The organism is Bacteroidota bacterium (assembly GCA_038746285.1).
Lineage (GTDB): Bacteria > Bacteroidota > Rhodothermia > Rhodothermales > JANQRZ01 > JANQRZ01.
In genome coordinates this window covers 99,489-124,010 of sequence record JBCDKT010000004.1, presented here as the reverse complement: position 1 = coordinate 124,010, position 24,522 = coordinate 99,489, and the positions used below count along the sequence as shown (strand labels likewise).

Here is a 24,522-nt window from a genome sequence, read left to right as displayed (position 1 = left end):
CGACCCAACCCATGACCTACCTCAACCGTCTTCTCCTCCTCACCGCGAGCGCTGCGTTCCTCGCCGCCGGCTTCGCGCCCGCGCAGGCGCAGACCAGCGCCCGGATCGGCTTTACCGACTACGAGCTGATCATCGTGCAGATGCCGCAGTACCGCGAGGTCCAGACCCAGCTCCAGACCCAGGCCCAGCAGGACCAGCAGGAGCTCGCCACGATGGAGCAGACCATCCAGGAGAAGTTCGCCGACTACCAGAACCAGAGCGGGGTGCTCTCGGCCGAGGCGCGCCAGACGCGCGAGGAGGAGATCGTCCAGCTCCAGACGGACCTCCAGACCGAGCAGCAGAACCGCCTCCAGGCGCTCGACCGGCGCCAGAACGAACTCCTCCAGCCCCTCTTCAACGAACTCCAGGGGGCCATCGACGAGGTCGCGGCGGCCCGGGGCCTCACGCTCGTGCTCTCGACGCGCGTCTCGACCGAGCCCGTGATCCTCTTCGCCGATGAGGACAACACCGTCGACATCACGACCGAGGTGATGAGCAAGCTCGGCATCAGCATCACCCAGAGCCCGACCGGTGCCGGCGGCTGACCGGACCGGCTACGTTTCGCCGAAGCCCCTGCTGCCTCCGGGCGGCGGGGGCTTTTTCGGTGGACGGTGATGGATAGCGATAACGCGGATCTTGGTTACCTTGCCTGCCTGCTGCCGGAGCACTCCTGACCCTCGACCTCTAACTCCCACCCTATGAGTACGCAACTCGCCTCCGTCACCACGCTCGAAGACCGCACGAAGCGCGTCACCACGCAGACGCTCCAGGAGATGCGCCGCGCCGGGACGAAGATCGCCATGCTGACGGCCTACGACTACACCTCGGCCCGCATCCTCGACGGGGCGGGCGTGGACGTCCTCCTCGTCGGCGACTCGGCCTCGAACGTGATGGCGGGCAACGAGACCACGCTGCCGATCACGCTGGAGCACATGATCTACCACGCGCAGTGCGTCGTCCCCGGCGTGCAGCGAGCGCTCATCGTCGTGGACCTGCCGTTCGGGACGTACCAGGGCAACACGAAGCGGGCGCTCGCCTCGGCCGTTCGGGTGATGAAGGAGACCGGCGCGCACGCCGTCAAGCTCGAGGGCGGGGCGGTCGCCATCGGGGCCATCGAGCGCATCCTCTCGGCTGGCATCCCCGTGATGGGCCACCTCGGGCTGACCCCGCAGAGCATCTACAAGTTTGGCACCTACCGCGTCCGCGCCCGCGAGGAGGAAGAAGCCGACCAAATCCGCCGCGACGCCGTCCTCCTGGAGCGGGCTGGCTGCTTCGGCATCGTGCTCGAAAAGATCCCCGCTGCCCTCGCCGCCGAGGTCACCGAGTCCGTCTCGATCCCGACGATCGGCATCGGGGCCGGGCCGGCGACGAGCGGCCAGGTCCTCGTCACCCACGACCTCCTCGGGCTGACGAAGGACTTCAGCCCCCGCTTCGTCCGCCGCTACGCCGACCTCGCCGACACCATGCACGGCGCGGTCGAGCACTACATCGAGGACGTCCGCGCCGGCGTCTTCCCCGACCTCGACGAAAGCTACTGATTGGGTATGGGTGTTTGGGAGTGCGGGCGTGTGGGGGAGCGCCGCGCTTCGATCCGACGTCCTCCCATACTCTCATCCCCCCACACTCCTATACGCAACAATGCCTCGTCCCAACGTTCCGCTCGACGCGTCGCCGGACCGGCCGCTCATCCTCCTCTCGAACGACGACGGGGTCGACGCCAACGGCCTCGCGGCGCTCGCCGCGGCGCTCGACGGGCTCGGCACGCTCGCCGTCGCCGCGCCGGCGACGGAGCAGAGCGCGGTCGGGCACGCGATCACCGTGCGCGACCCGGTGCGGGCGCACCCGTGGCCGTTCGCGCTCGGCGCGCGCGAGGTGTGGGCGCGCGCCGTCACCGGCACGCCCGCCGACTGCGTCAAGCTCGCCTGCCAGAAGCTCCTGCCCCGCTTCCCCGACCTCGTCGTGAGCGGGATCAACCATGGCCCGAACACGGCCGTCAACGTGCTCTACTCCGGCACCGTCAGCGCCGCCACCGAAGCGGCTATCCTCGGCGTCCCGGCGGTCGCCATGTCGCTCTGCTCGTGGGACCCCGAGGCCGACTTCGAGGCGGCGGGCCGCTACGCCCGTCTCCTCGCCGAGCGCGTGCTCAGCGACGGGCTGAAGCCGGGCACCCTCCTCAACGTCAACGTCCCGGCAGGCGACGTCGGCGTAGTCCGGGGGATGGAGATCACGCGCCAGGCGCGGGCGCGGTGGGAGGAGGAGTTCCACGAGCGCCGCGACCCCTTCGACCGGCCCTACTACTGGCTCGGCGGCCAGTTCGTCAACCTCGACGACGGCCGCGACACCGACCTCGCCGCCGTCGATGCCGGGTACGTCTCCGTCACGCCGCTGCACTACGACCTCACGGCCTACGACGAGATCGAGCGCCTCGGCGCGTGGGCAGACCGCGCAGCCGAAGTGTAGCCGGCGCAAGCGGACCCTGCCCAACAGGACCCTGCCCAACAGTGCGGCGTTGGAGCCGCCGTCCGCCACCGAGCCCCTCATGCTGCGCTTCGTCCCCGCCCTGCTGTGCGTCCCAGTCCTCGCCGGGTGTCTCTCCGAGTCTCCGGTCCAGAGGGTCGAGCCTGGGGAGCCGGTCACGGCCCCAGAGACGTTCGACCACAGCGCGTTTACTGCGGTGCTCGCCGAGGTCGTAGACGAGCGCGGGCTCGTCGACTACGCCGCCCTCACCGCCGACCCGGCACCGCTCGACGCCTACCTGGCGGACCTGGCCGCCACCGACCCGTCGAACCTCGCCGACGCCGACCGGCTCGCGTTTTGGCTCAACGTCTACAACGCCTGCACCCTCAAGCTCATCGCCGACAACTACCCCGTCGGCAGCATCCGGGACGTGGTGGAGGGGGCGTTCGTCCCGCTCGTCAACACGCCGTTCAAGGTCGAGTTCGTTGTGGTCGGCGGGGAGACGAGGACGCTCGACAAGGTGGAGCACGGGATCATCCGCCCCGAGTTCGGCGAGCCCCGCATCCACTTCGCGCTCGTCTGCGCCGCCGTGAGCTGCCCCCCGCTCCGCGCCGAAGCCTACGCCGGCGACCTCCTCGACGCCCAACTCGACGACCAGGCCCGGCGCTTCCTCGCTAACCCCGACAAGAACCGCGTGCCGGCCGGCGACGAGACCATCGCGCTCTCCAAAATCTTCGACTGGTTCAGCGGCGACTTCGGCGAGGGCCCCACCGGGCTGCAAGCCTTCCTCGCGCCGTACTTCGACGGGGCCGTCCGCGAGACGCTGGAAGCAGGCGGCTACGACGTGAACTACCTCCCCTACGACTGGTCCCTCAACGACACCGCTACCCCCGATCCCTCATGACGAATACGATGCCCTCGGCCGGCGACCCGGCCCCCGCCTTCTCCGGCCCGACCGCGACTGGCGACACGCTCTCGCTCGGCGACTTCAGCGGCCGGTGGCTGCTGCTCTATTTCTACCCCAAGGACGGCACGCCCGGCTGCACCAAGCAGGCCTGCAACCTCCGCGACCACTTCGGCATGCTCGAAGACGAGGGCGTCGCCGTCGTCGGCGTCTCGGCCGACGATGCAGCTTCGCACGAGCGCTTCGCCGCGAAGTACGAGCTGCCCTTTCCGCTCATCGCCGACCCCGAGCACGCGATCCTGAGCGCGTACGGCGCGTGGGGCGAGAAGAATTTCTACGGCAAGAAGCTGGTCGGCACGAAGCGCACGAGCTTTCTGATCGACCCCGAGGGCACGGTCCGGCACGTCTTCAAGCGTCCCAAGACGGGCCAGCACGCCGAAGAAGTGCTGGAGAAGAGGGACGCGCTCGCGTCCTGAGACGGCACGCAGAACGAGAGGATCGAAGAGAGAAGATGGAGGATAGAGACCGCGTGCCGTAGTGGCCCGCCATCCTCTATCTTCTATCCTCCATCCTCTGGCGGCGCGCCTGCTCCTTTTCTCTCCGTCGTTCCCGCTCGACCAACTCCACCCCCCCATGCTCGTCGCCGGAAACTGGAAGATGAACACCACGCCCGAGGGCGGCGTCGACCTCGCGCGCGACGTGGCCCGCCGCGTCCGCAGCCATGCCGACCGTGTAGCGGTCGCCGTGTGCCCGCCGCCGGTTTCGCTGGCTGCCGTCGGTGACGTGGTCCGGGGTACGCCCGTTCGGCTCGGGGCGCAGACGATGCACGAGGCCGACAGCGGGGCGTACACCGGCGAGGTCTCAGCCCCGATGCTGAACGCCGTCGGCTGCCACTACGTGATCCTCGGCCACTCTGAGCGGCGGCAGCTCTTCGGCGAGACCGACGCGGGCGTCAACCGCAAGACGAAAGCCGCGCTTGCCCACGGCGTCGTCCCGATTGTGTGCGTCGGCGAGACGCTCGGCGAGCGCAAGGCAGGCGACGAGGAAGCCGTCGTCGGGCGGCAGGTCGATGCGGCGCTGGACGGGGTAGAGCTGAGCGATGCCGCGCAGCTTGTCGTGGCCTACGAGCCGGTCTGGGCGATTGGCACCGGCGAGACGGCCTCGCCCGAGCAGGCGCAGGCGATGCACCGCTTCATCCGCGACCGCCTCGACGGCCTCGGTGCGCCCCGCGAGGTGGAGATCCTCTACGGCGGCAGCGTCAAGCCCGGCAACGCCGCCGACCTCTTCGCGCAGCCCGACATCGACGGCGGCCTCATCGGTGGTGCCAGCCTCGACGCCGAGAGCTTTGCTCAAATCGTTGAAGCAGCGAGTAAGGTCTAGAGCTAGGAAACGGAAGATGGAGAAGAGAGGATAGAAGATGGCAGAGTTTCGAACCCCATCACACCTATCCTCCATCCTCTACCCTCTATCCTCCCTCACCCGGAGGCTGCAAGGGCTCAGTCTGTTCCTGCTCGTCGTGCTCGCCCTCGCCGCCTGCTCTGGCCCCTCGCCGCTCGACGCGCCCGACGCGGGGCGTACGTCGACCTACGAACCCGGCCTGCCGAGCCTCGACCTGGAGGCGATCCCCGCCGTCCGCGACGGGGAGCCGGGGATCACGGCCTACACCAGCATCCCGCAGGCTACGCTCGTCTTCACCCGAACCGACGAGGGCTACGCGGCGCGGTACGACGTCTCGCTGCGCGTCAAGGACGAGCAGGGCCGGGCGACCGAGTCTTTCTCCACTCGCACCGACACGGTGGCGGTCGACGCGCCCGAGGCGACGCGCGCGCCGGACCGGATCGGGCGGCAGGAGTGGGTGCCGCTCGCGCCGGGCGTCTACGTGATCGAGGCGGCGCTGGAAGACCTGGAGAGCGGCGAACGGGCCGTCCGGCAGCAGCGCGTCGAGGTTCCTACGCCGACCGGCGCGGCGATGCTGGGGCGGCCCCTCGTTCGGGCGCGGCTCAGGCCCGGTGGACCGGTGGAGCCGGTCGTCGCGCTGCACCTGCCGGCGCGGCGGGACTCGCTCTCGGTCGAGGTCGCGGCCTACGATGCACCGCCCGGTGCCACGCTCTCGCTCCACATCCTCCGGCTCCGCGCCGACACGTCGGTGGCCGTCCCGCCGTTCTGGCTCTCGCCCTCGCGCGGGTCCCTCGCCTTCCGCGGCCTCGACGCCGGCGACGCCGACACCGTCCGCGTCGCGCAGCAGCGCCTCGACGAAGCCGCCGAGCAAACCGTCTCGCTCGATCTCCCGGACCTGCGGCCCGGCGTCTACCGCCTCGACCTTCGGCTGAGCACCGGCGGGATCCCGCTCGCCAGGCAGCAGCGGATCCTCTCAGTCAAAGGCCCGGGGTTTCCCCAACTCGCCACGCTCGCCGAACTCGTCGACGCGCTCGCCTACATCGGCTACCCCCGCGAGACCGAGTTCATACGCGAGGGCACGAATGCCCGGGAGCGCCGCCGCCGCTTCGACGCCTTCTGGGGTACCCTCGTCCCGGACCGGCGCGTGGCGGCGAACCTGCTGCGGACCTACTACGAGCGCGTCGAGGAGGCCAACCGGCTGTTCACGTCGGTCAAGCCGGGGTGGAAGACGGACCGGGGGATGGTCTACGTCGTCTTCGGCGCGCCGGAGTACGTAGAGCGGACGTTCGAAGGCGAGGTGTGGTACTACGCCTACGGCGCGGAGGACCCCGCGAGCACCTTCGCCTTCGAGCGCGCCGACTACTACAGCGGGAGCGCCGACCCGTTCGGGCACCACGTCCTCGTGCGGCAGGCGGCCTACGAGCGGCCGTGGGTCCGCGCCGTCCAGCGGTGGCGCGAGGGGACCGCGCTGTGAGAGGGTAAGCGACTACTACTCAGTCACCGGACGCGGGCTTGCTCGCGGGCTTCGTGTCGCTCTTCGCCTCCGACGACCCCTCCGCCTTCGATTCAGACGCCGATTCGGACTTCTTCTCTCCCTTCGACTCCGGGGTGCCGGACTTGCGGACGTAGTCAGTCTCGTAGAAGCCGGAGCCTTTGAAGATCAGCCCGGCCCCGCCGCCGATCACGCGCTCGACGGCCTGCCCCGTCTCGGGGTCGGTTTCGAGCGCGTCGTCGGTGATGCGCTGGAAGACTTCGAACGTGGTGCCGTCTTCGCGGCGGTAGACGTAGGTAGGCATGAGGGGAGCGACGGGTTCGAGTGTCGAATGACGAGGGAGAAGGCGAGCCGAGGCCATGCAACTTACTGAGGCCGCAGATTTCTGTTCACCGTCTCACGGTTTACGGCCTCACCGTGCACTGCCTCTACTGCCAAATCCGCAACGCGGGCGCGGACGGCACCGATCCGGCTCGCACTGCGCTCCGGCCACGTCCGGTTCGTGAGCAGGACGACCCACAGACCCGTGTCAGGATCGATCCAGAGCGAGGTGCCGGTGAAACCGGTGTGCCCGAAGGCGCGGGGGCCGAGGCGCGTCCCACCGGACGAGTAGCCCTCCGCCAGGGGCCGCCATGCAGCCCACCCAAGCGCCGCCGGAAACTCGCCGACGGGCCGAGCGCGCGCCGTGAACGCGCCGACGGTCGCGGCGGAGAAGAACCGCCGGCCATAGGCCTCGCCGCCGTTCGTGAGAAGGCGCGCGAGGCGGGCGAGGTCGGGGGCCGTCGAGAACAGCCCGGCATGACCCGCGACGCCACCAAGAAGCGACGCGGTCTCGTCGTGGACCTCGCCCTGGAGCGCCCGCCCCCGGAACGTCCGGTCAACTTCCGTCGGGAGCGCCTGAGGGTCTACGGTGCCGACGGACCGGAAGCCGGTGTCGGTCATGCCGAGCGGTTCGTAGAACGTCGCGTGCAGGTAGACGTCGAGCGGCTGCCCGGTGATGGCCTCGACGACGGCGCCGAGGACGATCATGTCGAAGTCGCTGTAGCGCGTAGCGGTGCCCGGCGCGTAGCGGAGCGTGTCGGCGTAGACGAAATCGAGTACAGCCTCTCGGTCGCTAAAACCCTCGGTGTGGAACGGGTGGAAGACGCGCTGACCGGCCGAATGCGAGAGGAGCTGGCGCACCGTCACGCCGTCTTTTCCATTCTGCCCGAACGCCGGGACGTAGCGCGCGGCAGGCGCGTCAAGGTCGAGCCGCCCTTCGTCGTAGAGCTTCATCGCCGCGAGTGTCGTCCCGACGGCCTTCGTCAGCGAGGCGAGGTCGAAGACCGACGCGGGCGTGACCGGCGCTGCGTCGCGGTCGTACGTCGCTCGCCCGTAGCCCTGCATCTTCACCACCCGGTCCCCGACCCCGACCCCGACGACGGCACCCGGAAACACCCGCTCGCCGATGGCCTCCCGGACCACGGCGTCGATCTGCCGGAGCGCGACGGAGTCAACCGACGGAACGGCTGCGGTCTGGGTGAGCCCGTCTCCGCGCCGGTAGACGCCGGGGACCGAGACGGGGAGGCGACCGCTCGTCCGGCTGTGCCCCATGAGCGCGTCGGCCACGGCGCGCTGCGTGCGCTCGTGGGCATCGTAGACCACGACCTCGGCCTGGGTCCGGTCGAGATCGAGCGGGAGGTAGGGGTTCCCGAACGCGACGAGCACGACGGCCTTGCCGAAGGCGGCGAGCCGGTTCACGAGGTCGCGCTGCACGTCGGGCAACCCACGCCGGCTCCAGCTTCGCACGCTCTGATAGACGGGAACCACGATCACGTCGTGACGCTCAGCGAGTCCGAAGAGACGATCGGCTTCGGCCTGAGCCGCATCACGCCGGAGCACGCGGTGTGCAACGTGCTCCGCTCCAGCAAGCCTCCGCAGGCGATTCACGAAGGGCTGGCCCTGAGGTGCGTTCCAGCTTTCCATCGAAAGGACCAGTAGGCACGTCCCCTCGCGGAACGGGAGCAGGGTGCGATCATTGCGGAGCACGGTGACAGAACGACGTGCAATAGCCTTTGCAAGTGCATCTCCCGGCTCTAAAAGGACATTTATCGGCGTATCAGGAGTTTGCGGACTATTGGTCAATCCTAGCGCCTCTTTGGCTCGGAGCACGCGGAGCACGGACGCGTCGATTCGGTGCTCCGGAATGCGACCGTCGCGGAGCGCTTCCATCACGGCCGCCCGTGCCACGTACTCATCCCGCGTCAGCAGCAGCAGGTCCACGCCTGCTTCGAGGGCGCGTACGGCCGACTCGCCGATGCCGAATCCGTCGGTGATCCCGCCCATGTCGAGACCGTCGGTGACGACGAGGCCCTCGAAGCCAAGCTCGCCGCGCAGGAGGTCCGTGATGACGCGCGGCGAGAGGGTGGCGGGGAGCGTCGGGTCCGGCTCGAGCGTCGGGATGGCGAGGTGGGCCGTCATGACCATCCGCACGCCGGCATCGATAGCGGCGCGGAAGGGGACGAGCTCGGTCGTGTCGAGCCGGGCGCGGGGGAAGTCGAGGAGCGGGAGGGCGTGGTGCGAGTCGGTGTCGGTGTCGCCGTGGCCGGGGAAGTGCTTGGCGGTGGCGATGAGCCCGGCGTCCTGCATCCCTCGGAAGGCAGCTACGGCGAACTCAGACACAGCCTGCGGGTCTTCGCCGAACGAGCGGGTGTTGATGATCGGGTTGAGCGGGTTGTTGTTGACGTCGGCGACGGGGGCGAAGTTGACGTGGACGCCGAGCGCTCGTGCCTCGGCAGCGATGTGCTCCCCGAGCGCGTAGGCAAGCTCCGGGTCGCCCGTCGCGCCGAGCGCCATCATCGGCGGAAACGCCGTCGTCCCTTCGACCCGCATCCCGACACCGTTCTCCATGTCCTGCGCGACGAGCAGTGGGAGCGTCGCAGCGTCCTGAAGCGTCCTTGTGAGCGCTGCCTGCCGCTCGGCATCGCCCGAAAAGAACAGCACGCCGCCTGCTCCGAAGGAGCCTACCCGGTCGAGCAGCCGCTCCATCTCCTGGGGCGATGTGCCCTCGGCCGTACCCCGCGCGTCGGTGACGAACAACTGCGAGACTTTGGCTTCGAGCGAAAGGGTGTCGAGCACGGCCTGCGCCCACACGCCGGTGCCAGGCCAGAGGTCCGCCTGGGCTGCCCCAGGGCGAGGCATGAGCAACAGGAGGAGAAGCAGGCAGGCGAGGCGCATGGCGGAAGCTACCCATACCGGTGGGTGCGCCGCCTGACAAAACGGGCCGCCACCGTTCGACGGCAGCGGCCCGGTGCAAAGGATCCGAGCCCGTCAGGGAACGATCTGGATCACGATCTGACCGAGGCCGATCTCTCGGTTCTGCGCGTCGAGGGCGGCGACGCGGAGGTAGGCTGTGCCGGGGTCGGCTCCTGTGAGGTCATAGAGGCGTTCAAGCACGTCCGTCGGAGTCCCTACGATAGTGCCGGTGCTCTCGCCTCGTAGGGTCCACTCGTAGCGCACGGCCTCTGGCAAGGATTCGGCCCGGTAGGACCTCGTGTCGCCGACGCTGAGGCTGTATTCCCCCTTGACGTAGATGCCGCGCACGTTCGCTTCCTGCTCCTCGGGATCGGTCGGCGGTGTCTCCTCGGCGCTGTCGGGGGGCACGTCGACGAGGCTCTCGCGGCAACCGGTGACGCAGAGCATGAGGGCGAGCAGAAGCAGGGGGAGGTAGCGTACGAGCATGACAGAACCTTCGCGGATGTGAGGACGTGGTGCGGACAGGATAGCGGAACCGGTGCAATAAAGCAAACGGAGGTGGACATGAGAGCCGACGGAAGCGCGGCTCGGCGATAGACCTACCCTCCTCCGAGTCTTTCGCTCTTCCTCCCTTCTGCTCCTGGACGGGTCCTAAAACAGGCCGCTCATCTGCTCCTGCATCTCGCTCGCGGTGCCGGAGGGGGCATCCCCTTTGAGATCGGCGAAGAAGGCGTCGTCGTAAAGGCGGCTCTGGATGACGACGGGCATCGGGACAGCGTGACCGAGGACGAGCGCCTGCTGCTTCGAGTCGAGCGAGGCGAGGACCTGGCGGAGCGCCGACGCACCGCTCGTCCCGACGAGCGCAGCGGCGATGTCCTTCTCGTCGCTAAGTTGGGCGACGATCTTGGTCCCGATCTGGCTCAGCACCTCCTCGTCGATCCCGCTCGGGCGCTGGTCCACGATGAGCAGGCTGACCGAGAACTTCCGCATCTCGCGGGCGATCTTGCCGAACGGCGTCTCCTTCGCCGTGGCCGGGCCGAGGAATTTGTGCGCCTCCTCGATCGTAATCATGAGCTGGCGCGGGGGGGCGACGTGGTCGGGGTCGGCCTCGTGCTCCTCGTAGAGCTTCTCGTAGCGCCGCCGCAGCCGCCGCGTGATGACGTTGGCGACGAGGAGGTAGACGAGCAGCGAGTTGTGCTGCCCGAACTCGAGAACGACTGACTTGCCCGCCGCGATGCTCTCCAGGAGCGACTCGACCACGTCGCGGTGCTCGGCGGTCCGGTCGAGGTGAAAGAACGGAAGGCCGTCGAGCCGGTCGAGCTTGCGCTTGAGGGCGCTCAGCGAGCCCGGATGCGTGCCGGTGCGCTCGGCCATCTCCTCGACCTCGGGGCCGTCGGCGCGGAGGAGCCGGGCGAGCCAGTCGTCGCCGTAGACCTTCTTGAGTCCGTAGGTGCTCTCGGCAGCGGTCGGGTTGAGGTTGAGCGTTTCGCGGAGCGGAAGAATGTCCTCGGGCTCGACCTGGTCGGCCCAGAGGTGGACCTCCACGTCGGGGCTCTTGCCGCGCCGCCGGGCCGAGGCCGGGTCGAGCGAGTAGACCTGGACTTTGCCGGGGAAGAGGTCGCGCAGGCCGGGGACCGTCGTGCTGCGCCCGTCGGCGTTCTCCTTGCGCGCCTGGAAACCGTACTCGTTGTGCATGTCGAAGACGAGGTTGACCGCGCGGCCTGTCTTGACGGTCCCGCAGAGCAGGAGCCGGGTGAGGAAGCTCTTGCCCGTGCCGGTCTTGCCGAAGACCGCGTTCGAGCGCTCGACGAGGCGGGCGAGGTCGAGGCAGACCGGCGTGTCCATTTCGAGCGGGGTCCCGACGTGGAAAAAGCGGTCACCACCGTCGCGCGACTCGTGCCCGAAGACGCGCGCCACGTCGTCTTCGTTGGCCTCGCCGACGACCGAGAAGTGCGCCGGCACGGTCTTGACCGGGAGCGGGTCGGCGTCCGAGAGGCCCTGCTCCAGCATCAGCATCGGCTTGAGGCTGACGGTGGCGTAGGTACCGGAGCCCTGCATCACCTGGCGGAGCAGCTCGTCCTCCTCGCCCGGCGGGTGGAGCAGAATGCCCTCGTTCGCGGCCTCGATCTTGACGTCCGTGACGAGGGCGAAGAAGTCGTAGTGCGCACCCTCGACCACGCAGAAGCGCCCCGTGCGGACGGCTTCGACGGACTCGCCGGGGGCGTGCTTCATCTCGACGCCCGCACTCAGCGAGCCGTGCGTGAGGACGCCGAGACGGCGGCGGGTGTCGGAGCGAGAGGAAGAGTCCACGGGCGGCGCGGCGGTTGGTCGGGCCGCGAAGCTACGACGGAGCCGCACCGGCGGGCTACTTCACGTCGGGCTTGAGGAGGCCGTCGCCGCGCCGGCCCGGCTGCCCGAAGAGCTTGTCGAGCACGCCCTGCTTCGTCAGAAACGTCGTCGCCCCGACGATCAGCCCTTCGAGGAGGAGCTTCCGCACAAGGCTGATACGAAAGACGCCTTTAACGACGCCGATCAGCATCTTGATCAGGAGCGGGAAGACGAGGAGCGCGCCCAGGAAGGCGAACACAGTTTCGACGGTGAAGACACCGACGCCGGGCTTGGAGGCGGCCATGAGCAGAAGAGCAATTAGTGAGAAGGGATGGGGTATACCGACGAGGTTGGGCGAGCGGTTCCACTTTTAAGATCGGAAGAGCGGAAGAACGAAAGAGCGGAAGATTGCTGCCCCGCCTACTTCGCCGCGAGTTGGCCGCAGGCGGCGTCGATGTCCTGCCCTCGGCTGCGGCGGACGGTGACGCGCACCTCCTTCTCGACGAGCGTGCGGATAAACGCGTCGAGGCGCGCTTCGCTGGAGGAGGCGAAGTCCGTGCCCTCGACGGGGTTGTACATGATGAGGTTGACCTTGCTCGGAGCCCACCGGGCGACCGTTGCGAGGTTGCACGCGTCCTCGGCCGAGTCGTTGACCCCGGCGAACATGCAGTACTCGTAGGTGACGCGCTTGTCGGTCTGCCGGTGGTAGTGCTGCACGGCGTCCTTCAGCGCGCCGAGGTCGGTCTTCTCCGAGCGGTTGACCGGCATGATGGCGCTGCGCTGCGGGTCCGTCGGCGCGTGGAGGCTGATGGCGAGGTTGAACGGGGCCCCGTCGTCGGCGAGGCGGCGGATGCGGCGGGCGAGGCCGACGGTCGAGACGGTGATCCGCTTCGGGGCGAGGCCGAGCGCGTCGCGGTCGGTGAGGAGCTCCGCGCTCTGGAGGACGGCGGCGTAGTTCTGGAGCGGCTCGCCCATGCCCATGTAGACCACGTTCGTCACGCCGCGCCCGAAGTGCTCCTCGGCGAGCGCGTTCATGCGCCAGACCTGCTCGTAGATCTCGCCCGCCGTCAGGTTCTGGCTAAACCCCATCAGGCCGGTCGCGCAGAAGTGGCACCCCATCGCGCACCCGACCTGGCTCGACACGCACACCGTCAGGCGCTTCGCGTTGCCGGCGTCGTCGAAGTCCGGGATCAGCACGCTCTCGATGTCGCGGCCCGAGGCGAGCCGGAAGAGCGACTTCACCGTCCGGTCCGTCGCCGTCTGCCGCTGCACCTCGTCGAGCGCCGAGACCGTGGCGACCTCGGCCAGCCGTTCGCGGAACGCCTTCGGCAGGTTCGTCATCGCCGCGAAGTCGGTCACGCCCTTGCCGTAGAGCCACCCGAAGAGCTGCCGCCCCCGGAACGCCGGCTGCCCGAGCGACACGGCGAACGCTTCCAGCCCAGCCCGGTCGAGGGCTTTGAGGTCGGTCAGGGCGATATCGGGCGCGGCGATCATCCCGTCAGAACCGGCAACACGGGCGATAGGTTCGCTCAGAGGAGGCCAGCGATGAGGAGGTAGCGCCCAATTCGGAGAGGAATCACGACGGCGACGAACGCCCCGAACGACACCCGTGCCAGTCCCGCCACGACCGTCAGCGGGTCGCCGACGACCGGGGCCCACGAGAGCCCTAGACTCCACGGCCCCCACCGCTCCATCGCCCGGAGCGCGGCGCGGCCCGAGCGCGAGGCGTCGATCCGAGATTGCGTCTTCTCGCGGAGGAACCACCCGAGGCCCCAGTTCACGACACACGCGAGGCTGTTGCCGAGCGAGGCCGCGACGAGCGCCGGGACCACCGGCACACCTGCCGCAAGCGCCGCGACGAGCGCGACCTCGGACGAGAACGCAGCAGCGTCGCCGCGAGAAACGAGACCAGAAACAGCCCGAGTGGCCCAGCCGCCAGAGCCCACTCCGCGAGCGCTTCGGTCACGCTAGAAATACACCGTGGCGAAGACGGCGGCGGCGGTGTTGACGTTCAGGTTGCCCGGATTCCCGAACCGCGCCGACTCCTCACCCGACACCGTCAGGTTGAGCTGGGCCTCAACGCCGAGGCTGAGCTTGGGCAGCAGAAACGCTTCGGCTCCGTAGGCCGCTCCGACGAGGAAGTCTACGGCCGTATCTCGGTCGGGACCGAACTCGCTGTCGGCCGGAATGAAAAACAGAACGGCCGTGCGCAGCCCGAAGTAAGGGGCTATCTGGCTTCGCCGCTGGTAGAACCGCGCCGCCAGCCCGCCGCGCACGTCGGTGCCCACATCCTGCCCGAAGTTGAGGCCGATGCTCGGGACGATGGCGAGCCGCTCCCCGGACCATACCGGGACGAGGATGTCGAACTGGCCGCCCTGGACGGAGGCGCTGAGGCCGGTGCCCGGGTCTGGGGTGGTCTGGGCGAGAGACGCGAGGGGGGTGAGGAGTAGAGCGAGAACGAGCGCGCGCATGGGTGGGTGTTGGAGACTAGAAGAGAGGAAGGGTGGGGTCGTAGAGCATGTCCTGCCACGCGATGAAGTCGGGTGTCTGGAGGTAGATCCGGTAGTAGCCCTCGGGAAGCGGCCGACCTTCGACCTCCGTGAATTCGAAATCCACCGAATGGGCTCCGGCCTCGAACGTCCGCCGTGCCAGCACGGCGAGGGGAAGGCCACCGGGCCGGTAGACCCATGCGCCCTGCGTGTCAGAGGCCTGTGGCGGGGACATGCTGCCCGGCGGGAGCGCTGCGACGACGAAGACTGCGGCTTCTGTCTGCTGCTCAAACGCGAAGCCGAGCGCAGTGCGCCTTGCTGTCGGGTTGGGAAACAGACTGAAGATGCGCGTTCTCCCGGAAGAGGGCTCATCGCCTATGTAGCCCCCTACTGGCCCCGACCCGAGTAAGCCGAGGTCCTCGTTGTTCTCGCCGCGGAAATCGATAGCCCCGGCGACGGGCGTCTGGCCGCCGGGGGCGCGGAGGATAGACGTGTCGTCGTCGCTGTCGCAGCCTGCGAGGACGAGGAGGAGAGCGAGAGGTAAAAGGCGCAGCATGAGAGGGTGTCCGACTCCGGCAGAAAGTACACCTTGCCCCGAAAGGGAGCAAGTAGACCGAGACGTACTCAGGACGCGAAGAGCGGGCGGCGGACGGTCCACACGGCGAGTGCGAGCACGCCAGCGGCGAAGGCCACGCTGACGCCGAGCGTGAGCGCCAGCGGTAGCTCGACGCCCGGAGCCACACCCGGCAGGTACAGCCCCTGCCGGATCGCGGCGACGCCGTAGAACGCCGGGTTCAGGTACATCACCCACTGCAGCGCGGCCGGGACGCCCGTCGCCGGGAAGAACGCGCCCGAGAGGAACCACATCGGCAGCAGGAAGAGGTTCATCACGGCGTGGAAGCCGCGCGTCGTCTCCAGCCGCCACGCGAGGATGAAGCCGAGCGCCGTGAACGCGAGCGCCATCGCCACCGTCGCCGTCAAGACGACGCCCAGGCCGAGTAGGCCCGGCCCCAGCCCGACGAGCGGAGCCAGGAAGAGGAACAGCACGGCCTCGACTACGGCGAGCGTCGCGCCGCCGGAGACGAGGCCGAAGACGACCACCGTGCGCGGCACCGGTGCGACGAGCGCCGCCTGCAAGAACCCCTCCTGCCGCTCGGTCACGATCGAGATCGTCGAGAAGATCGCCGTGAAGAGGAGGATGAGCGCGATGATGCCGGGGTAGAGGTACTCGAGGTAGCCGACGCCCTCGCCGCCGGGCATCTCGAACGTCCCGTAGAACCCGAGCCCGAGCAGGACCCAGAACGCGAGCGGCTGCACGAGCGCGCCGGCCAGCCGACTCCGGTCGCGGAGGAACTTGGTGATCTCGCGCCACCACAGCGCGCGGAGAACGGCGGTCATAGGGTTTCTGGTCTCTGGTTCTCGGTTTCTAGTTCCGGCTCCTCAACCAGGAACGAGGAACTAGAAACCAGAAACTCCCGCCCCGTCCGGGCGGCGAACACGTCGTCGAGCGTCGGCCGCCGGACAGTCGCGGACTCGACGAGGTCGGGCAGCGCGGCGTAGACGCGGGCGAGGGCTTCGGGCGCGTCCTCGGCCTCGACCAGGACGGCGTCGCCGATGCGCCGTGAGGCGAGGCCAAACCGGGTGTCGAGGGCGTCGGCGAGCGCCTCGGGCCGGTCCGACTCCAGCCACAGCGTCTCGTCCCCGAGGTCGGCCGCGAGCGCGCCCGGCGCGCCGAGGGCGACGAGGCGGCCCCGGTCGAGGATCGCCACGCGGTCGCAGCGCTCGGCCTCGTCCATCAGGTGCGTCGCCACGACAACGGTCGTGCCCTCGTCGCGCCGCAGCCGGCCGAGGGCGGCCCACAGCTCGCGCCGGGCGGTCGGGTCGAGGCCGGTCGTCGGCTCGTCGAGCAGCAGCAGTGGAGGCCGGTGGAGGAGGCCCCGGGCGAGGTCGGCGCGCCGGGCGAGGCCGCCGGAGAGCGTCTTCACCCGGTCGTCCGTCCGGTCGCTCAGCCCGAAGTGGCCGAGAAGCGCGGCGATCCTGTCGTCCAGCGCCGCCCCGCCGAGGCCGACGAGGACGCCGTGGAAGCGGAGGTTCTCCCGGACCGTCAGTTCGGCATCGAGGGCCGGCTGCTGGAAGACCACGCCGAGGCGGCGGCGGACGGCCGTCGGGTCCTCGGTCGTTCCGTACCCGTCCACGGTCGCCGACCCGCCGGAGGGCGGCATAAGCGTCGTGACGATGCGGAAGAGCGTCGTCTTGCCGCTGCCGTTCGGGCCGAGGAGGCCAAAAAGCTCGCCCGGCTGCACCTCGAACGAGAGTCCGTCGAGGGCGCGGTGCTCGCCGTAGGCGTGGGCGAGGTCGCAGATGGCGAGGGCGGGGGACATGGGCTACCGGCTGTTGGCTGTCCGCTTTCGGCTCCTGGCTTGCTTGGTGAAACAGTAGGGGCTGACAGCCGAAAGCCGGCAGCCCTCACAGCAGAAAGTGGTCGAGGACGACGAGGCCGAAGAAGGCCGGGACGTAGACGATCGAGGCCAGCAGGAGGCGCCGGGCGCGGGCGTCGGTCGGCTCGTTGTAGAACGAGAAAGCGGGGAGCGTAAACCAGGTGCCCAGGCCCGCGATGCCGGCGAGGTAGAGCCAGCCCGCCACGCCGAGCGCCGCCGGGACCACGCCCGCGATCAGCAGCAGCAGCGTCGCCGCGAGCGACACGAGCGCCGTCGAGCGGCCGTCCGGGTCCTGCGACGGTAGCATCACGAACCCGCCGCGCGCGTAGTCGTCGCGGTGCATCCACGCCAGCGCCATGAAGTGCGGAAGCTGCCAGAGAAAGAGGATGGCGAAGATCGCCCAGCCCGCTGCGCCGAGCGTGCCTGTCGCCGCCGCGTACCCACCGAGCGCAGGGAGCGCACCCGGCACCGCCCCGACGAGTGTGTTGAGGCTCGACCACCGCTTCATCGGGGTGTAGACGAGGAGGTAGGCCACGACCGTCAGCGCTGCCAGCGTGGTCGTCAGCGGGTTGACGAAGGTGAGCAGGAGAGCTAGGCCGAGCGCCGTTGTCGCCACACCGTAGGCCACGACGGCCCCAGGGCTGATCCGGCCGCCGGGAAGGGGGCGCTGCTCGGTGCGCCTCATCCGCGCGTCGTGGGCGCGCTCCATCCAGTGGTTGAGTGCGCCGCTGCCGCCCGCGGTCAGTGCGGTCCCCAGCAGCAGCGCCACCAGGCGTGCGAGGTCGATGGACCCGGCGGTGCCGAACAGGTAGCCGGCGGCGGCCGTCACGGTGACGAACAGGCTGATCCCTGGCTTGAGCAACTCTCCCAAGTCTGCCGCCCGCGATGGGGGCGCGTCGAGCGTGGCAGCGGCAGCGGGGGGAGGAGGCATCCGGCAGGAGGGCAGAGGCGGCGGGAGGGCAGGCAACCGAGGATATAAAAAACAGCGGCTGTACCGGTCCGTTCCGTTAATTGTTGGGGGATGTCGGGGGGATGCGCGGTGAAGACGGGACGGCGACGTACGCGCCCGTAGTTTGCTTCTCAACTCACGTTGTGTGAGAAGCGCTGCAGGACCGAGACGGCCGACCGCAGACGGCGGACCGTAGAGTCCAGCACCCACGGCGGTCTGCCGTCCCCCGGATCGGTGTCCGGGGCAGGCTCTGTCTGCGGTCAACAGGCACAAGGTCGCAGGCACGGCACAACTTGGGTTTCTTAATCGACCTACACCTCGCGCAACTCAACCGCTCCTATGCCTCTCATCGTCTCCATCTCCGGTATTCGCGGCGTCTTCGGCGACGGCCTCAGTCCCGACACGCTCGTCACCTACGCCTCGGCCTACGGCGCGTGGCTCCGCAGCCGGACCGACCATCCGCCGACGGTCGTCGTCGGGCGCGACGGGCGGGTGACGGGCGAGATCTGCAGCCGGCTCGTGACCGCCACGCTCCAGGCCGCCGGGTGCCACGTCGTCGACGCGGGCCTCGCCACGACGCCGACGGTCGAGATGGGCGTCCTCCAGGCCGAGGCCGACGGGGGGATCATCCTCTCGGCGAGCCACAACCCGGCCGAGTGGAACGCGCTCAAGCTCCTCAACGCGCGCGGCGAGTTCCTCTCCGCCGAGGCCGGGCAGGCCGTGATCGACCGCGCCGAGAGCGGGGACGACTTCACCGTCGCCTACGACCGGATCGGGACGTACCGGACGGCCGACTTTCTGGACTACCACATCGAGCAAATTCTCGCCCTCCCGTACATCGACCCCGAGGTGATTGCCGCCCGGGGCTTCAGCGTGGTCGTGGACGGGATCAACTCGGTCGGCGGGATCGCGCTCCCGGCCTTGCTCAGCGCGCTCGGGGTGGAGGACGTCCACGTCGTCAACGGCGAGCCGACAGGCCACTTCGCGCACCCGGCCGAGCCGCTCCCCGAGCATCTCACCGAGACCACGCGCCTCGTCGCCGAACGCGGAGCCGACCTCGGCCTCGTCGTTGACCCCGACGCCGACCGCCTCGCGCTCATCGCCGACGGCGGGACGTTCTTCGGCGAGGAGCGCACCCAGGTCGTCACGGCCGATTTTCTGATGCGGCGGCAGCCCGGCCCGTTCGCGACCAACCTGTCTTCGAGCCGGTTGATCGAGGACGTGATGGCGCGCTACGATCAACCCGTCCACCGCTCGGCCGTCGGCGAGGTCAACGTCGTCGAGGCGATGCGGGCGCACGGGGCGGTGCTCGGCGGCGAGGGCAACGGCGGGGTGATCCTGCCCGCGCTCCACTACGGCCGCGACGCCCTCGCCGGGGCTGCGATGGTATTGCAGTTCCTCGCTGAGACCGGCCAGCCGCTCTCCGAACTCGGCGCAACGTACCCGAGCTACCACATCTCCAAAAACAAGCTTCCCCTCGAAACCGAGCGCGGCACGCTCGACGCGAAGGCGCTTCTCGCCGGCCTCGCCAAGCGCTATGCCGGCGGGCGCATCTCGACCGTCGACGGCGTCAAGATCGACCTCGACGAGGGCTGGGTCCACCTCCGCACGTCCAACACCGAGCCGATCCTCCGCATCTACACCGAGGCCCGCACCCGCGACGAAGCCGAAGCCCTCGCCGAGCGGTTCAAGCGGGAGCTGCTGGAGGCCGGAGTGTGATCTGGAAACCGGCGACGCTGCGCGCCGTTTTCATCGCCGGACTGAACCTGAAAGCCATGACCTACCGCGTCGCGCTCCGCAAAACCGACGAAGGCTACGCCGTTTCCTGCCCCGGCCTCCCCGGTTGCTGGTCGGAGGGACAGACGGAAGACGAGGCCCTCGCCAACATCCGCGAGGCGATCAGCGAGTACCTCGCCGTAGCCCAGGAGCTAGCCGAGCACGACGAGGCGGAACTGCGCGAGGTAGAGGTCGCCGCCTGAGATGCCGAAGCTGCCCGGGGTGCCCCACAAGTCGGCGAGCGGTTCAAGCGGGAGTTGCACGAAGCTGAGTGGGCAACGGGGACAGACGCAAAAGTAGTTGTCATTGCGAGCGCAGCGAAGCAATCTCCCGAAAGATGAGGCTGCGTCAGGAGATTGCCGCGTCGCCTTCGGCTCCTCGCAATGACAGGTAGTTTTAGAAACTAGTCTACTCCACCTTCGGAGCGGGGACGTTCTGGCCGCCCTGGTGGAGCGTCAGGCTTTCGACTGCCCCGGCCTCGTCGCGGTTGAAGGTAATCTGGGCGTCGACGACCTTCAGGTAGAACCGGTCCTCGGACGCGGGGAAGACCTCGAAGCGCTGCTGGCCCGTCGCTTGCGCGAAGAGCTGGCCGCCCTCGGTCGTCACGTCGATCACGAAGCTCGGCTGGATTTCGTAGGTCCCGACGTAGCCGGCGAGCACGTCGGGACTGAGCGTGATCTCCGGCTCCTCGACCTCGACGCCCATCTCGCGGAGCGCGTCGATAGCCGTCTGCGTGTTGGGGTTCAACTCCAGCGCTTTCTGGTAGTTGACGATGGCGAGGTCGCGGTTGCCTGCTTCGAGGTAGGCTTCGCCCAGGCTGTCGTACGGGTTCGACGCCTCGGGAAACATCTCGACGTTGAGTTGGAAGATGCGGATCGCGGTGTCGAGGTCGCCGTCGCCGAGGTACTGGTAGCCGAGGCCGTTCAGTTCGTTCTCGCCGAAGTCGTAGGCGTCGGGCTGGCTGGCTTTCAGCTCCCGGTAGAGAGCGATGCCCGCGTCGATGCCTTCGGCGTCAATGGCCTCGGCGACGGGCTCGGCAATCGAGATGACAGGCTCCGGCGTGGGCTGTCCGATGAGTGCCCGAGCGACGACTTCGGCGACGGTGCCGGAGTTGCCCCCGCCGTTGTCGAGCACGGCGATTGTGTGGTCGGTTTCGGGGAGGTACCAGAGCTGCGTGTTGAAGCCGGGGATGCCGCCGCTGTGAGCGATCATCCGCACCTCGGCGTCGCCCATCTCTCGGTCGGAAACGAAAAGGCCATAGCCGTAGCTCCCCATGCCCGGCGTCGTCATCGCATCGAGGGTCTCAGCGCTCTCGAAGACCTCGCCGCCGTGGAGCGCCTGCGTCCACGCGTGGAGGTCGCCTACGGTCGAGTACATCATCCCCGCCGCGTACGGAATCGACGAGTCGAGGTAGGGCGCATGCCGGTAGCTCCGCCCGGTGCGCTCGTAGCCCTGCGCCCGGCGTTCGATGATCGCCGTCGTATGGTCGTAGCCCGAGTCGCCGAGGCCGAGCGGATCGAAGAGGCGCGCCTGGAGCGCCTCGTCGTACGGCACCCCCATCACCGTCTCGACGAGCAGGCCGAGGAGGAAATAGCCCGAGTTGTTGTAGCTGAACTCGGTCCCCGGCTCAAACTCCAGCGGGAGGTCGGAGAAGAACGACAGGAACTCGGTCGGCGTGTACGGGTCGCGCGTGTCGTTCTGCATGAAGCCGGGGAGCGACGTGTAGCTCGGGATGCCGGAGGTGTGGTTGAGCAGTTGATGGGTCGTCACGCCCGCCTGCGCCTCGGGGTAGTCCGGGAGGTAGGTCGAGATCGGCGCGTCGAGGTCGAGCAGGCCGTCCTCGGCGAGTTGAAGGACGAGCGCGGCGGTGAACTGCTTCGTGACCGAGGCGATGCGGAAGCGCGTCTCCGGCGTGTTCGGGATGTCCCACTCCCGGTTGGCCTCGCCGAAGGCGGCCTCGTAGAGCACGTCGTCGCCCTGCGCGGCGAGGACGGTCCCGTGAAGCTGCCCGGCTTCGGCGTAGCGGCCCAGCAGATCGTCGAGTTGCTCGAAGTCAGACTGGGCAGAGGCGAGGGGCGCAAGGGCGACGAGGAGGACAGCGAGGGCGAGGCGGCGCATGGCGGCGTGGGCTAGGCGAAAGAGGGCGAACGCCCCACTTTCGGGAAACGGGTCCGCCGGGTTTCACTTTGGGGTTTCGCCGTGCCGCCCGGGCCAGGTCGTCAGCGGAGGTCGGCGAAGGTGTCGCACGCGGCGAGGTCGCCGCTGCGGAGGCCGGTCTGGAAGGCCTCGGCGCGCTGCGCCGAGGTGCCGTGCGTGAACGACTCGGGCACGGCCGCCCCGCCGGAGCGCCGCTGGAGGTAGTCGTCCCCGACGGCCGCCGCGGCGTCGATGCCCTCCTGGATGTCGCCCGCTTCGAGGAGGTCACGCTCGGTCTCGGCATAGTGCGCCCAGATGCCCGCGTAGCAGTCGGCCTGGAGCTCGGTGCGGACCGAGAGCGCGTTCGCGCTGGCCTGGTCGAGGCGCCGCTGCTGCTGGCGGACGGCCCCGAGGACGCCGGTCACGTTCTGGACGTGGTGCCCGACCTCGTGCGCGATCACGTACGCCACCGCGAAATCGCCCGTCGCGCCGAGCTGCTGGAGCTGCCGGAAGAACGACAGGTCGAGGTAGACCCGCTGATCGCTCGGACAGTAGAATGGCCCGACCGCCGCCCCCGCGATCCCGCACGCCGACTGCACGCGGTCGGTGAAGAGCACGAGCTCCGGCTCCGGGTAGCGCTCGCCGCGCTCGGCGAAGAGCGTGCCCCACGTCGTCTCCAGGTCCGCGAGGATGACCGAGACGAACTCGCCGGCTTCGTCCTGCACGCCTGCGCCCGGCGCCTGCTCCACCTGCGCCGTCTGCCCGCCGCCGAGGAGCGCCGCGATCTGCGTCAGGTCGACCCCGAAGATGAGGCCGAGGATGACGATCAGGATGGGGCCGCACCCGAGGGCGGCTTTGCCTTTGTTGCCGCGGATGTCGATGACGTTCGAGCTTCCGCGCCGGCCGCGCCACTGGACCATGAGAGGAGGAGACTAGAAGGGAGAGAGGAGAGAAGAGTATACCATAGGCGTGGAGAGCAGCGAGGGAATGGAGGGAATGGAGACAAAAGCCGAGAGGGTTAGCGAGGCCGTCGTACTCTGCGCTAACGTCTGCTCCCTCCTCGCTCTCCCTGCCCTCCACGCCGAAAGGCCCCTGCTAGCCCTCCGCCGCCTCCGACTGCCGGCGCGTCTCGGCGAAGGCCTCGCTCGGCTTCCACTGCGGGCGGACGGCCGAGTTGGCAATCGCGTAGCCGAGGCGGAAGGCGACACGGGTCTGCTGGAGAATCCCGCCGAAGCGCATGTCGTCGGTCAACTCGTCCGAGGGCTGGTGGTAGCGCTGGGTGCGGTAGGCGGCCTTGACCTGGGCGGCGTAGTCGTCGGGCTGGCCTCGAAACTGCGTACCGGTGTTGAGGAAGACGGCCGGAATGCCGCCGCGCGCGAACGCGAGCTGGTCCGAGCGGAAGAAGAGGCCCTGGTTGGGCTGGTTGTCCGGCGTCACCGTCATGCCTTCGCCGGCGGCGGCGGCGCGGAGCAGCCGGAGCATCTCGCTCCGCTCGGCCCCGATGCCGACGATGTCGTCCGTCGGGCCGTAGAGGTTGCCCGAGTCGACGTTGACGTTGGCGACCACATCGGCGAGCGGAGCCGGGAAGTTGGCGGCGAGGTGGCCCGCGCCGAGCAGGCCGCTCTCCTCGGCCGAGAGCGTCGCAAACATCACCGTCCGCGCCGGGGGGTCCGCGGCGCGGAACGCCTCGGCGAGTTCGAGCATCATCCCCACGCCGCTCGCGTTGTCGACGGCCCCGTTGTAGATACCGTCCTGGCCCGCCTCCTGGCGCCGCTCGTTGATCCCGAGGTGGTCGTGGTGGGCGGTGTAGAGGACGATCTCGTCGGGCTGCGACGCGCCCTCGATCTTGCCGAGGACGTTCGTGCCCTCGAACGTCCGCGTCTCGAAGCCCATCGCGAGATCGGCGCGGACGGGGAGTTCCTGCGGCTGGAAGTCGCGGGTCGCGGCGGCCTCCATCCACGCGCCCAGCGTCGTCCCGCTCATCGCAGCGAGCTGCTCGGCGACGGGCTGCGCGACCCAGCCTTTGAGCTGGAGCGGGTTCTCGGGCGGAGTGGCGAGCTGGATCTGCTCGCCGCGCGCGCCGGCCGAGAGGACGGTGAACGGGTAGCCCGCCATCGGGCCGGTGTGGATGAGGAAGATGCCGGCCGCGCCGCGCCGCCGCGCCTCCTCGTACTTGTAGGTCCAGCGCCCGTTGTAGGTGAGCGTGTCGGCCTGGAAGAGGTTCGGCTCGTCGTCGGTCGCGGGCGGGTCGTTGACGAACGAGAGGAGCACCTTGCCGGTCACGTCGAGGTCCTTGTAGTCGTCCCAGTCGTAGCCCGGGTTCGAGATGCCGTAGCCGACGAAGACGAGCCGCCCGTCGACGGACGCCTCGGTGCCGTCGAGGTCGGTCGAGGCGATGTAGTCCCGGACGAAGTCGAGCGCGACCGGCTCGCCCTCGTCCGGGGTCAGGGTGAGCGTGCCCACGTCGGTCGGGGTCGAGCCGAGGAGCGGGACGGGCTGGAAGAAGCCGCCGTCCGGCGCAGCCCCGACGAGGCCGACGGCCTCCATCTGCTCGCGGACGTACCCGATCGTCTTCTCCTCGCCGGGCGTTCCGGTCCCACGCCCCTCGAACGCGTCCGAGGCGAGGACGACGATGTGCTCGCGCAGCGCCGTGGTGTCGATGGTGGCGAGGGCCGTGCCGGGCACCGGGCCCGCCTCCGCGGCGGGGTCGGCGGCGGCGGGCGGCGAGGTCGTATCGTCGCAGGCGGTGAGGGGCAGCAGAGCAAGCAGGGCAAGCGGGAGGGCGAAGCGGCGCATAAGGCGGAGGGTTGGTGATTAGGTGGCCCTGGACCGGGGCGTCCGAAAGAAACGAAAAAGGGCGGTCCGCTGCGCAATTGGCAGCA

Annotated in this window: 24 protein-coding genes; 9 read left to right on the top strand and 15 right to left on the bottom strand. The window is 69.1% G+C overall.

What is annotated here, in order from left to right; translation table 11 throughout:
• Nucleotides 1-11: 11 nt before the first annotated feature.
• The 7 genes from AAGI91_02745 (at nt 12) to AAGI91_02715 (ending at nt 6,272) form a co-directional block, all read left to right on the top strand.
• The gene (locus tag AAGI91_02745) at nt 12-584 is read left to right on the top strand and encodes an OmpH family outer membrane protein (protein MEM1041525.1); all 573 of its coding nucleotides are present in this window, start codon (nt 12-14) and stop codon (nt 582-584) included.
• Nucleotides 585-737: 153 nt separating this feature from the next.
• Nucleotides 738-1,577: a 3-methyl-2-oxobutanoate hydroxymethyltransferase gene (gene panB / locus AAGI91_02740; GenBank protein ID MEM1041524.1), complete on the top strand. Its 840-nt coding sequence runs from the start codon at nt 738-740 to the stop codon at nt 1,575-1,577.
• A gap of 100 nt (nt 1,578-1,677) precedes the next feature.
• Entirely contained in the window at nt 1,678-2,499 is an 822-nt protein-coding gene (gene surE, locus AAGI91_02735) for a 5'/3'-nucleotidase SurE (GenBank protein ID MEM1041523.1), read from the top strand.
• 79 nt (nt 2,500-2,578) lie between these two features.
• The gene (locus tag AAGI91_02730) at nt 2,579-3,400 is read left to right on the top strand and encodes a DUF547 domain-containing protein (GenBank protein MEM1041522.1); all 822 of its coding nucleotides are present in this window, start codon (nt 2,579-2,581) and stop codon (nt 3,398-3,400) included.
• Complete coding sequence (bcp, locus tag AAGI91_02725) at nt 3,397-3,876, top strand: thioredoxin-dependent thiol peroxidase (protein ID MEM1041521.1); 480 nt, start codon at nt 3,397-3,399, stop codon at nt 3,874-3,876. Before AAGI91_02730 ends, bcp begins: the two co-directional genes overlap by 4 nt.
• 157 nt (nt 3,877-4,033) lie before the next feature.
• A complete protein-coding gene (tpiA, locus tag AAGI91_02720) occupies nt 4,034-4,780 on the top strand; it encodes a triose-phosphate isomerase (GenBank protein ID MEM1041520.1) in 747 nt (248 codons plus the stop codon).
• 136 nt (nt 4,781-4,916) lie between these two features.
• Nucleotides 4,917-6,272 carry a GWxTD domain-containing protein gene (locus AAGI91_02715; protein MEM1041519.1) on the top strand — a complete coding sequence of 452 codons (1,356 nt, stop codon included), beginning with the start codon at nt 4,917-4,919 and terminating at the stop codon, nt 6,270-6,272.
• Nucleotides 6,273-6,291: 19 nt separating this feature from the next.
• Here AAGI91_02715 and AAGI91_02710 read toward each other — a convergent pair whose 3' ends face one another.
• The 12 genes from AAGI91_02710 to cyoE all read right to left on the bottom strand — a co-directional run bounded on the left by AAGI91_02710 (nt 6,292) and on the right by cyoE (nt 17,710).
• Complete coding sequence (locus AAGI91_02710) at nt 6,292-6,594, bottom strand: zinc ribbon domain-containing protein (GenBank protein MEM1041518.1); 303 nt, start codon at nt 6,592-6,594, stop codon at nt 6,292-6,294.
• Between the two features lie 62 nt (nt 6,595-6,656).
• A complete protein-coding gene (locus AAGI91_02705; protein ID MEM1041517.1) occupies nt 6,657-9,470 on the bottom strand; it encodes a glycoside hydrolase family 3 N-terminal domain-containing protein in 2,814 nt (937 codons plus the stop codon).
• 129 nt (nt 9,471-9,599) lie between these two features.
• Nucleotides 9,600-10,010, bottom strand: coding sequence for a hypothetical protein (locus tag AAGI91_02700; protein ID MEM1041516.1), 411 nt, complete (start codon nt 10,008-10,010; stop codon nt 9,600-9,602).
• A gap of 165 nt (nt 10,011-10,175) precedes the next feature.
• Nucleotides 10,176-11,834 (bottom strand): ATP-binding protein, encoded by a 1,659-nt coding sequence (locus AAGI91_02695; protein ID MEM1041515.1) that lies wholly within the window; start codon nt 11,832-11,834, stop codon nt 10,176-10,178.
• A 55-nt stretch (nt 11,835-11,889) separates the two neighbouring features.
• Nucleotides 11,890-12,156 (bottom strand): hypothetical protein, encoded by a 267-nt coding sequence (locus AAGI91_02690; GenBank protein MEM1041514.1) that lies wholly within the window; start codon nt 12,154-12,156, stop codon nt 11,890-11,892.
• A gap of 116 nt (nt 12,157-12,272) precedes the next feature.
• Nucleotides 12,273-13,346 carry a 23S rRNA (adenine(2503)-C(2))-methyltransferase RlmN gene (rlmN, locus tag AAGI91_02685; GenBank protein ID MEM1041513.1) on the bottom strand — a complete coding sequence of 358 codons (1,074 nt, stop codon included), beginning with the start codon at nt 13,344-13,346 and terminating at the stop codon, nt 12,273-12,275.
• Nucleotides 13,347-13,381: 35 nt separating this feature from the next.
• Complete coding sequence (locus AAGI91_02680) at nt 13,382-13,798, bottom strand: VTT domain-containing protein (protein MEM1041512.1); 417 nt, start codon at nt 13,796-13,798, stop codon at nt 13,382-13,384.
• Nucleotides 13,799-13,819: 21 nt separating this feature from the next.
• On the bottom strand, nt 13,820-14,323 hold the full coding sequence (locus tag AAGI91_02675) for a hypothetical protein (GenBank protein MEM1041511.1): 504 nt from the start codon (nt 14,321-14,323) through the stop codon (nt 13,820-13,822).
• Nucleotides 14,324-14,339: 16 nt separating this feature from the next.
• Complete coding sequence (locus tag AAGI91_02670) at nt 14,340-14,897, bottom strand: hypothetical protein (protein MEM1041510.1); 558 nt, start codon at nt 14,895-14,897, stop codon at nt 14,340-14,342.
• Between the two features lie 68 nt (nt 14,898-14,965).
• Complete coding sequence (locus AAGI91_02665; GenBank protein MEM1041509.1) at nt 14,966-15,739, bottom strand: ABC transporter permease; 774 nt, start codon at nt 15,737-15,739, stop codon at nt 14,966-14,968.
• Nucleotides 15,736-16,722 carry an ABC transporter ATP-binding protein gene (locus AAGI91_02660; protein MEM1041508.1) on the bottom strand — a complete coding sequence of 329 codons (987 nt, stop codon included), beginning with the start codon at nt 16,720-16,722 and terminating at the stop codon, nt 15,736-15,738. Before AAGI91_02660 ends, AAGI91_02665 begins: the two co-directional genes overlap by 4 nt.
• A gap of 85 nt (nt 16,723-16,807) precedes the next feature.
• Nucleotides 16,808-17,710 carry a heme o synthase gene (cyoE, locus tag AAGI91_02655; protein ID MEM1041507.1) on the bottom strand — a complete coding sequence of 301 codons (903 nt, stop codon included), beginning with the start codon at nt 17,708-17,710 and terminating at the stop codon, nt 16,808-16,810.
• Between the two features lie 357 nt (nt 17,711-18,067).
• Between cyoE and glmM the strand changes: the two genes are divergently transcribed.
• Nucleotides 18,068-19,447 (top strand): phosphoglucosamine mutase, encoded by a 1,380-nt coding sequence (glmM, locus tag AAGI91_02650; GenBank protein ID MEM1041506.1) that lies wholly within the window; start codon nt 18,068-18,070, stop codon nt 19,445-19,447.
• The gene (locus tag AAGI91_02645; protein ID MEM1041505.1) at nt 19,444-19,707 is read left to right on the top strand and encodes a type II toxin-antitoxin system HicB family antitoxin; all 264 of its coding nucleotides are present in this window, start codon (nt 19,444-19,446) and stop codon (nt 19,705-19,707) included. Before glmM ends, AAGI91_02645 begins: the two co-directional genes overlap by 4 nt.
• Nucleotides 19,708-19,912: 205 nt before the next feature.
• Here the strand turns inward: AAGI91_02645 and AAGI91_02640 are convergent, their stop codons facing one another.
• The 3 genes from AAGI91_02640 to AAGI91_02630 form a co-directional block, all read right to left on the bottom strand.
• Nucleotides 19,913-21,622 carry a serine hydrolase gene (locus AAGI91_02640; GenBank protein ID MEM1041504.1) on the bottom strand — a complete coding sequence of 570 codons (1,710 nt, stop codon included), beginning with the start codon at nt 21,620-21,622 and terminating at the stop codon, nt 19,913-19,915.
• Between the two features lie 101 nt (nt 21,623-21,723).
• Nucleotides 21,724-22,560 carry a neutral zinc metallopeptidase gene (locus AAGI91_02635; protein ID MEM1041503.1) on the bottom strand — a complete coding sequence of 279 codons (837 nt, stop codon included), beginning with the start codon at nt 22,558-22,560 and terminating at the stop codon, nt 21,724-21,726.
• Between the two features lie 175 nt (nt 22,561-22,735).
• A complete protein-coding gene (locus AAGI91_02630; GenBank protein ID MEM1041502.1) occupies nt 22,736-24,436 on the bottom strand; it encodes a M28 family peptidase in 1,701 nt (566 codons plus the stop codon).
• Nucleotides 24,437-24,522 lie beyond the last annotated feature (86 nt).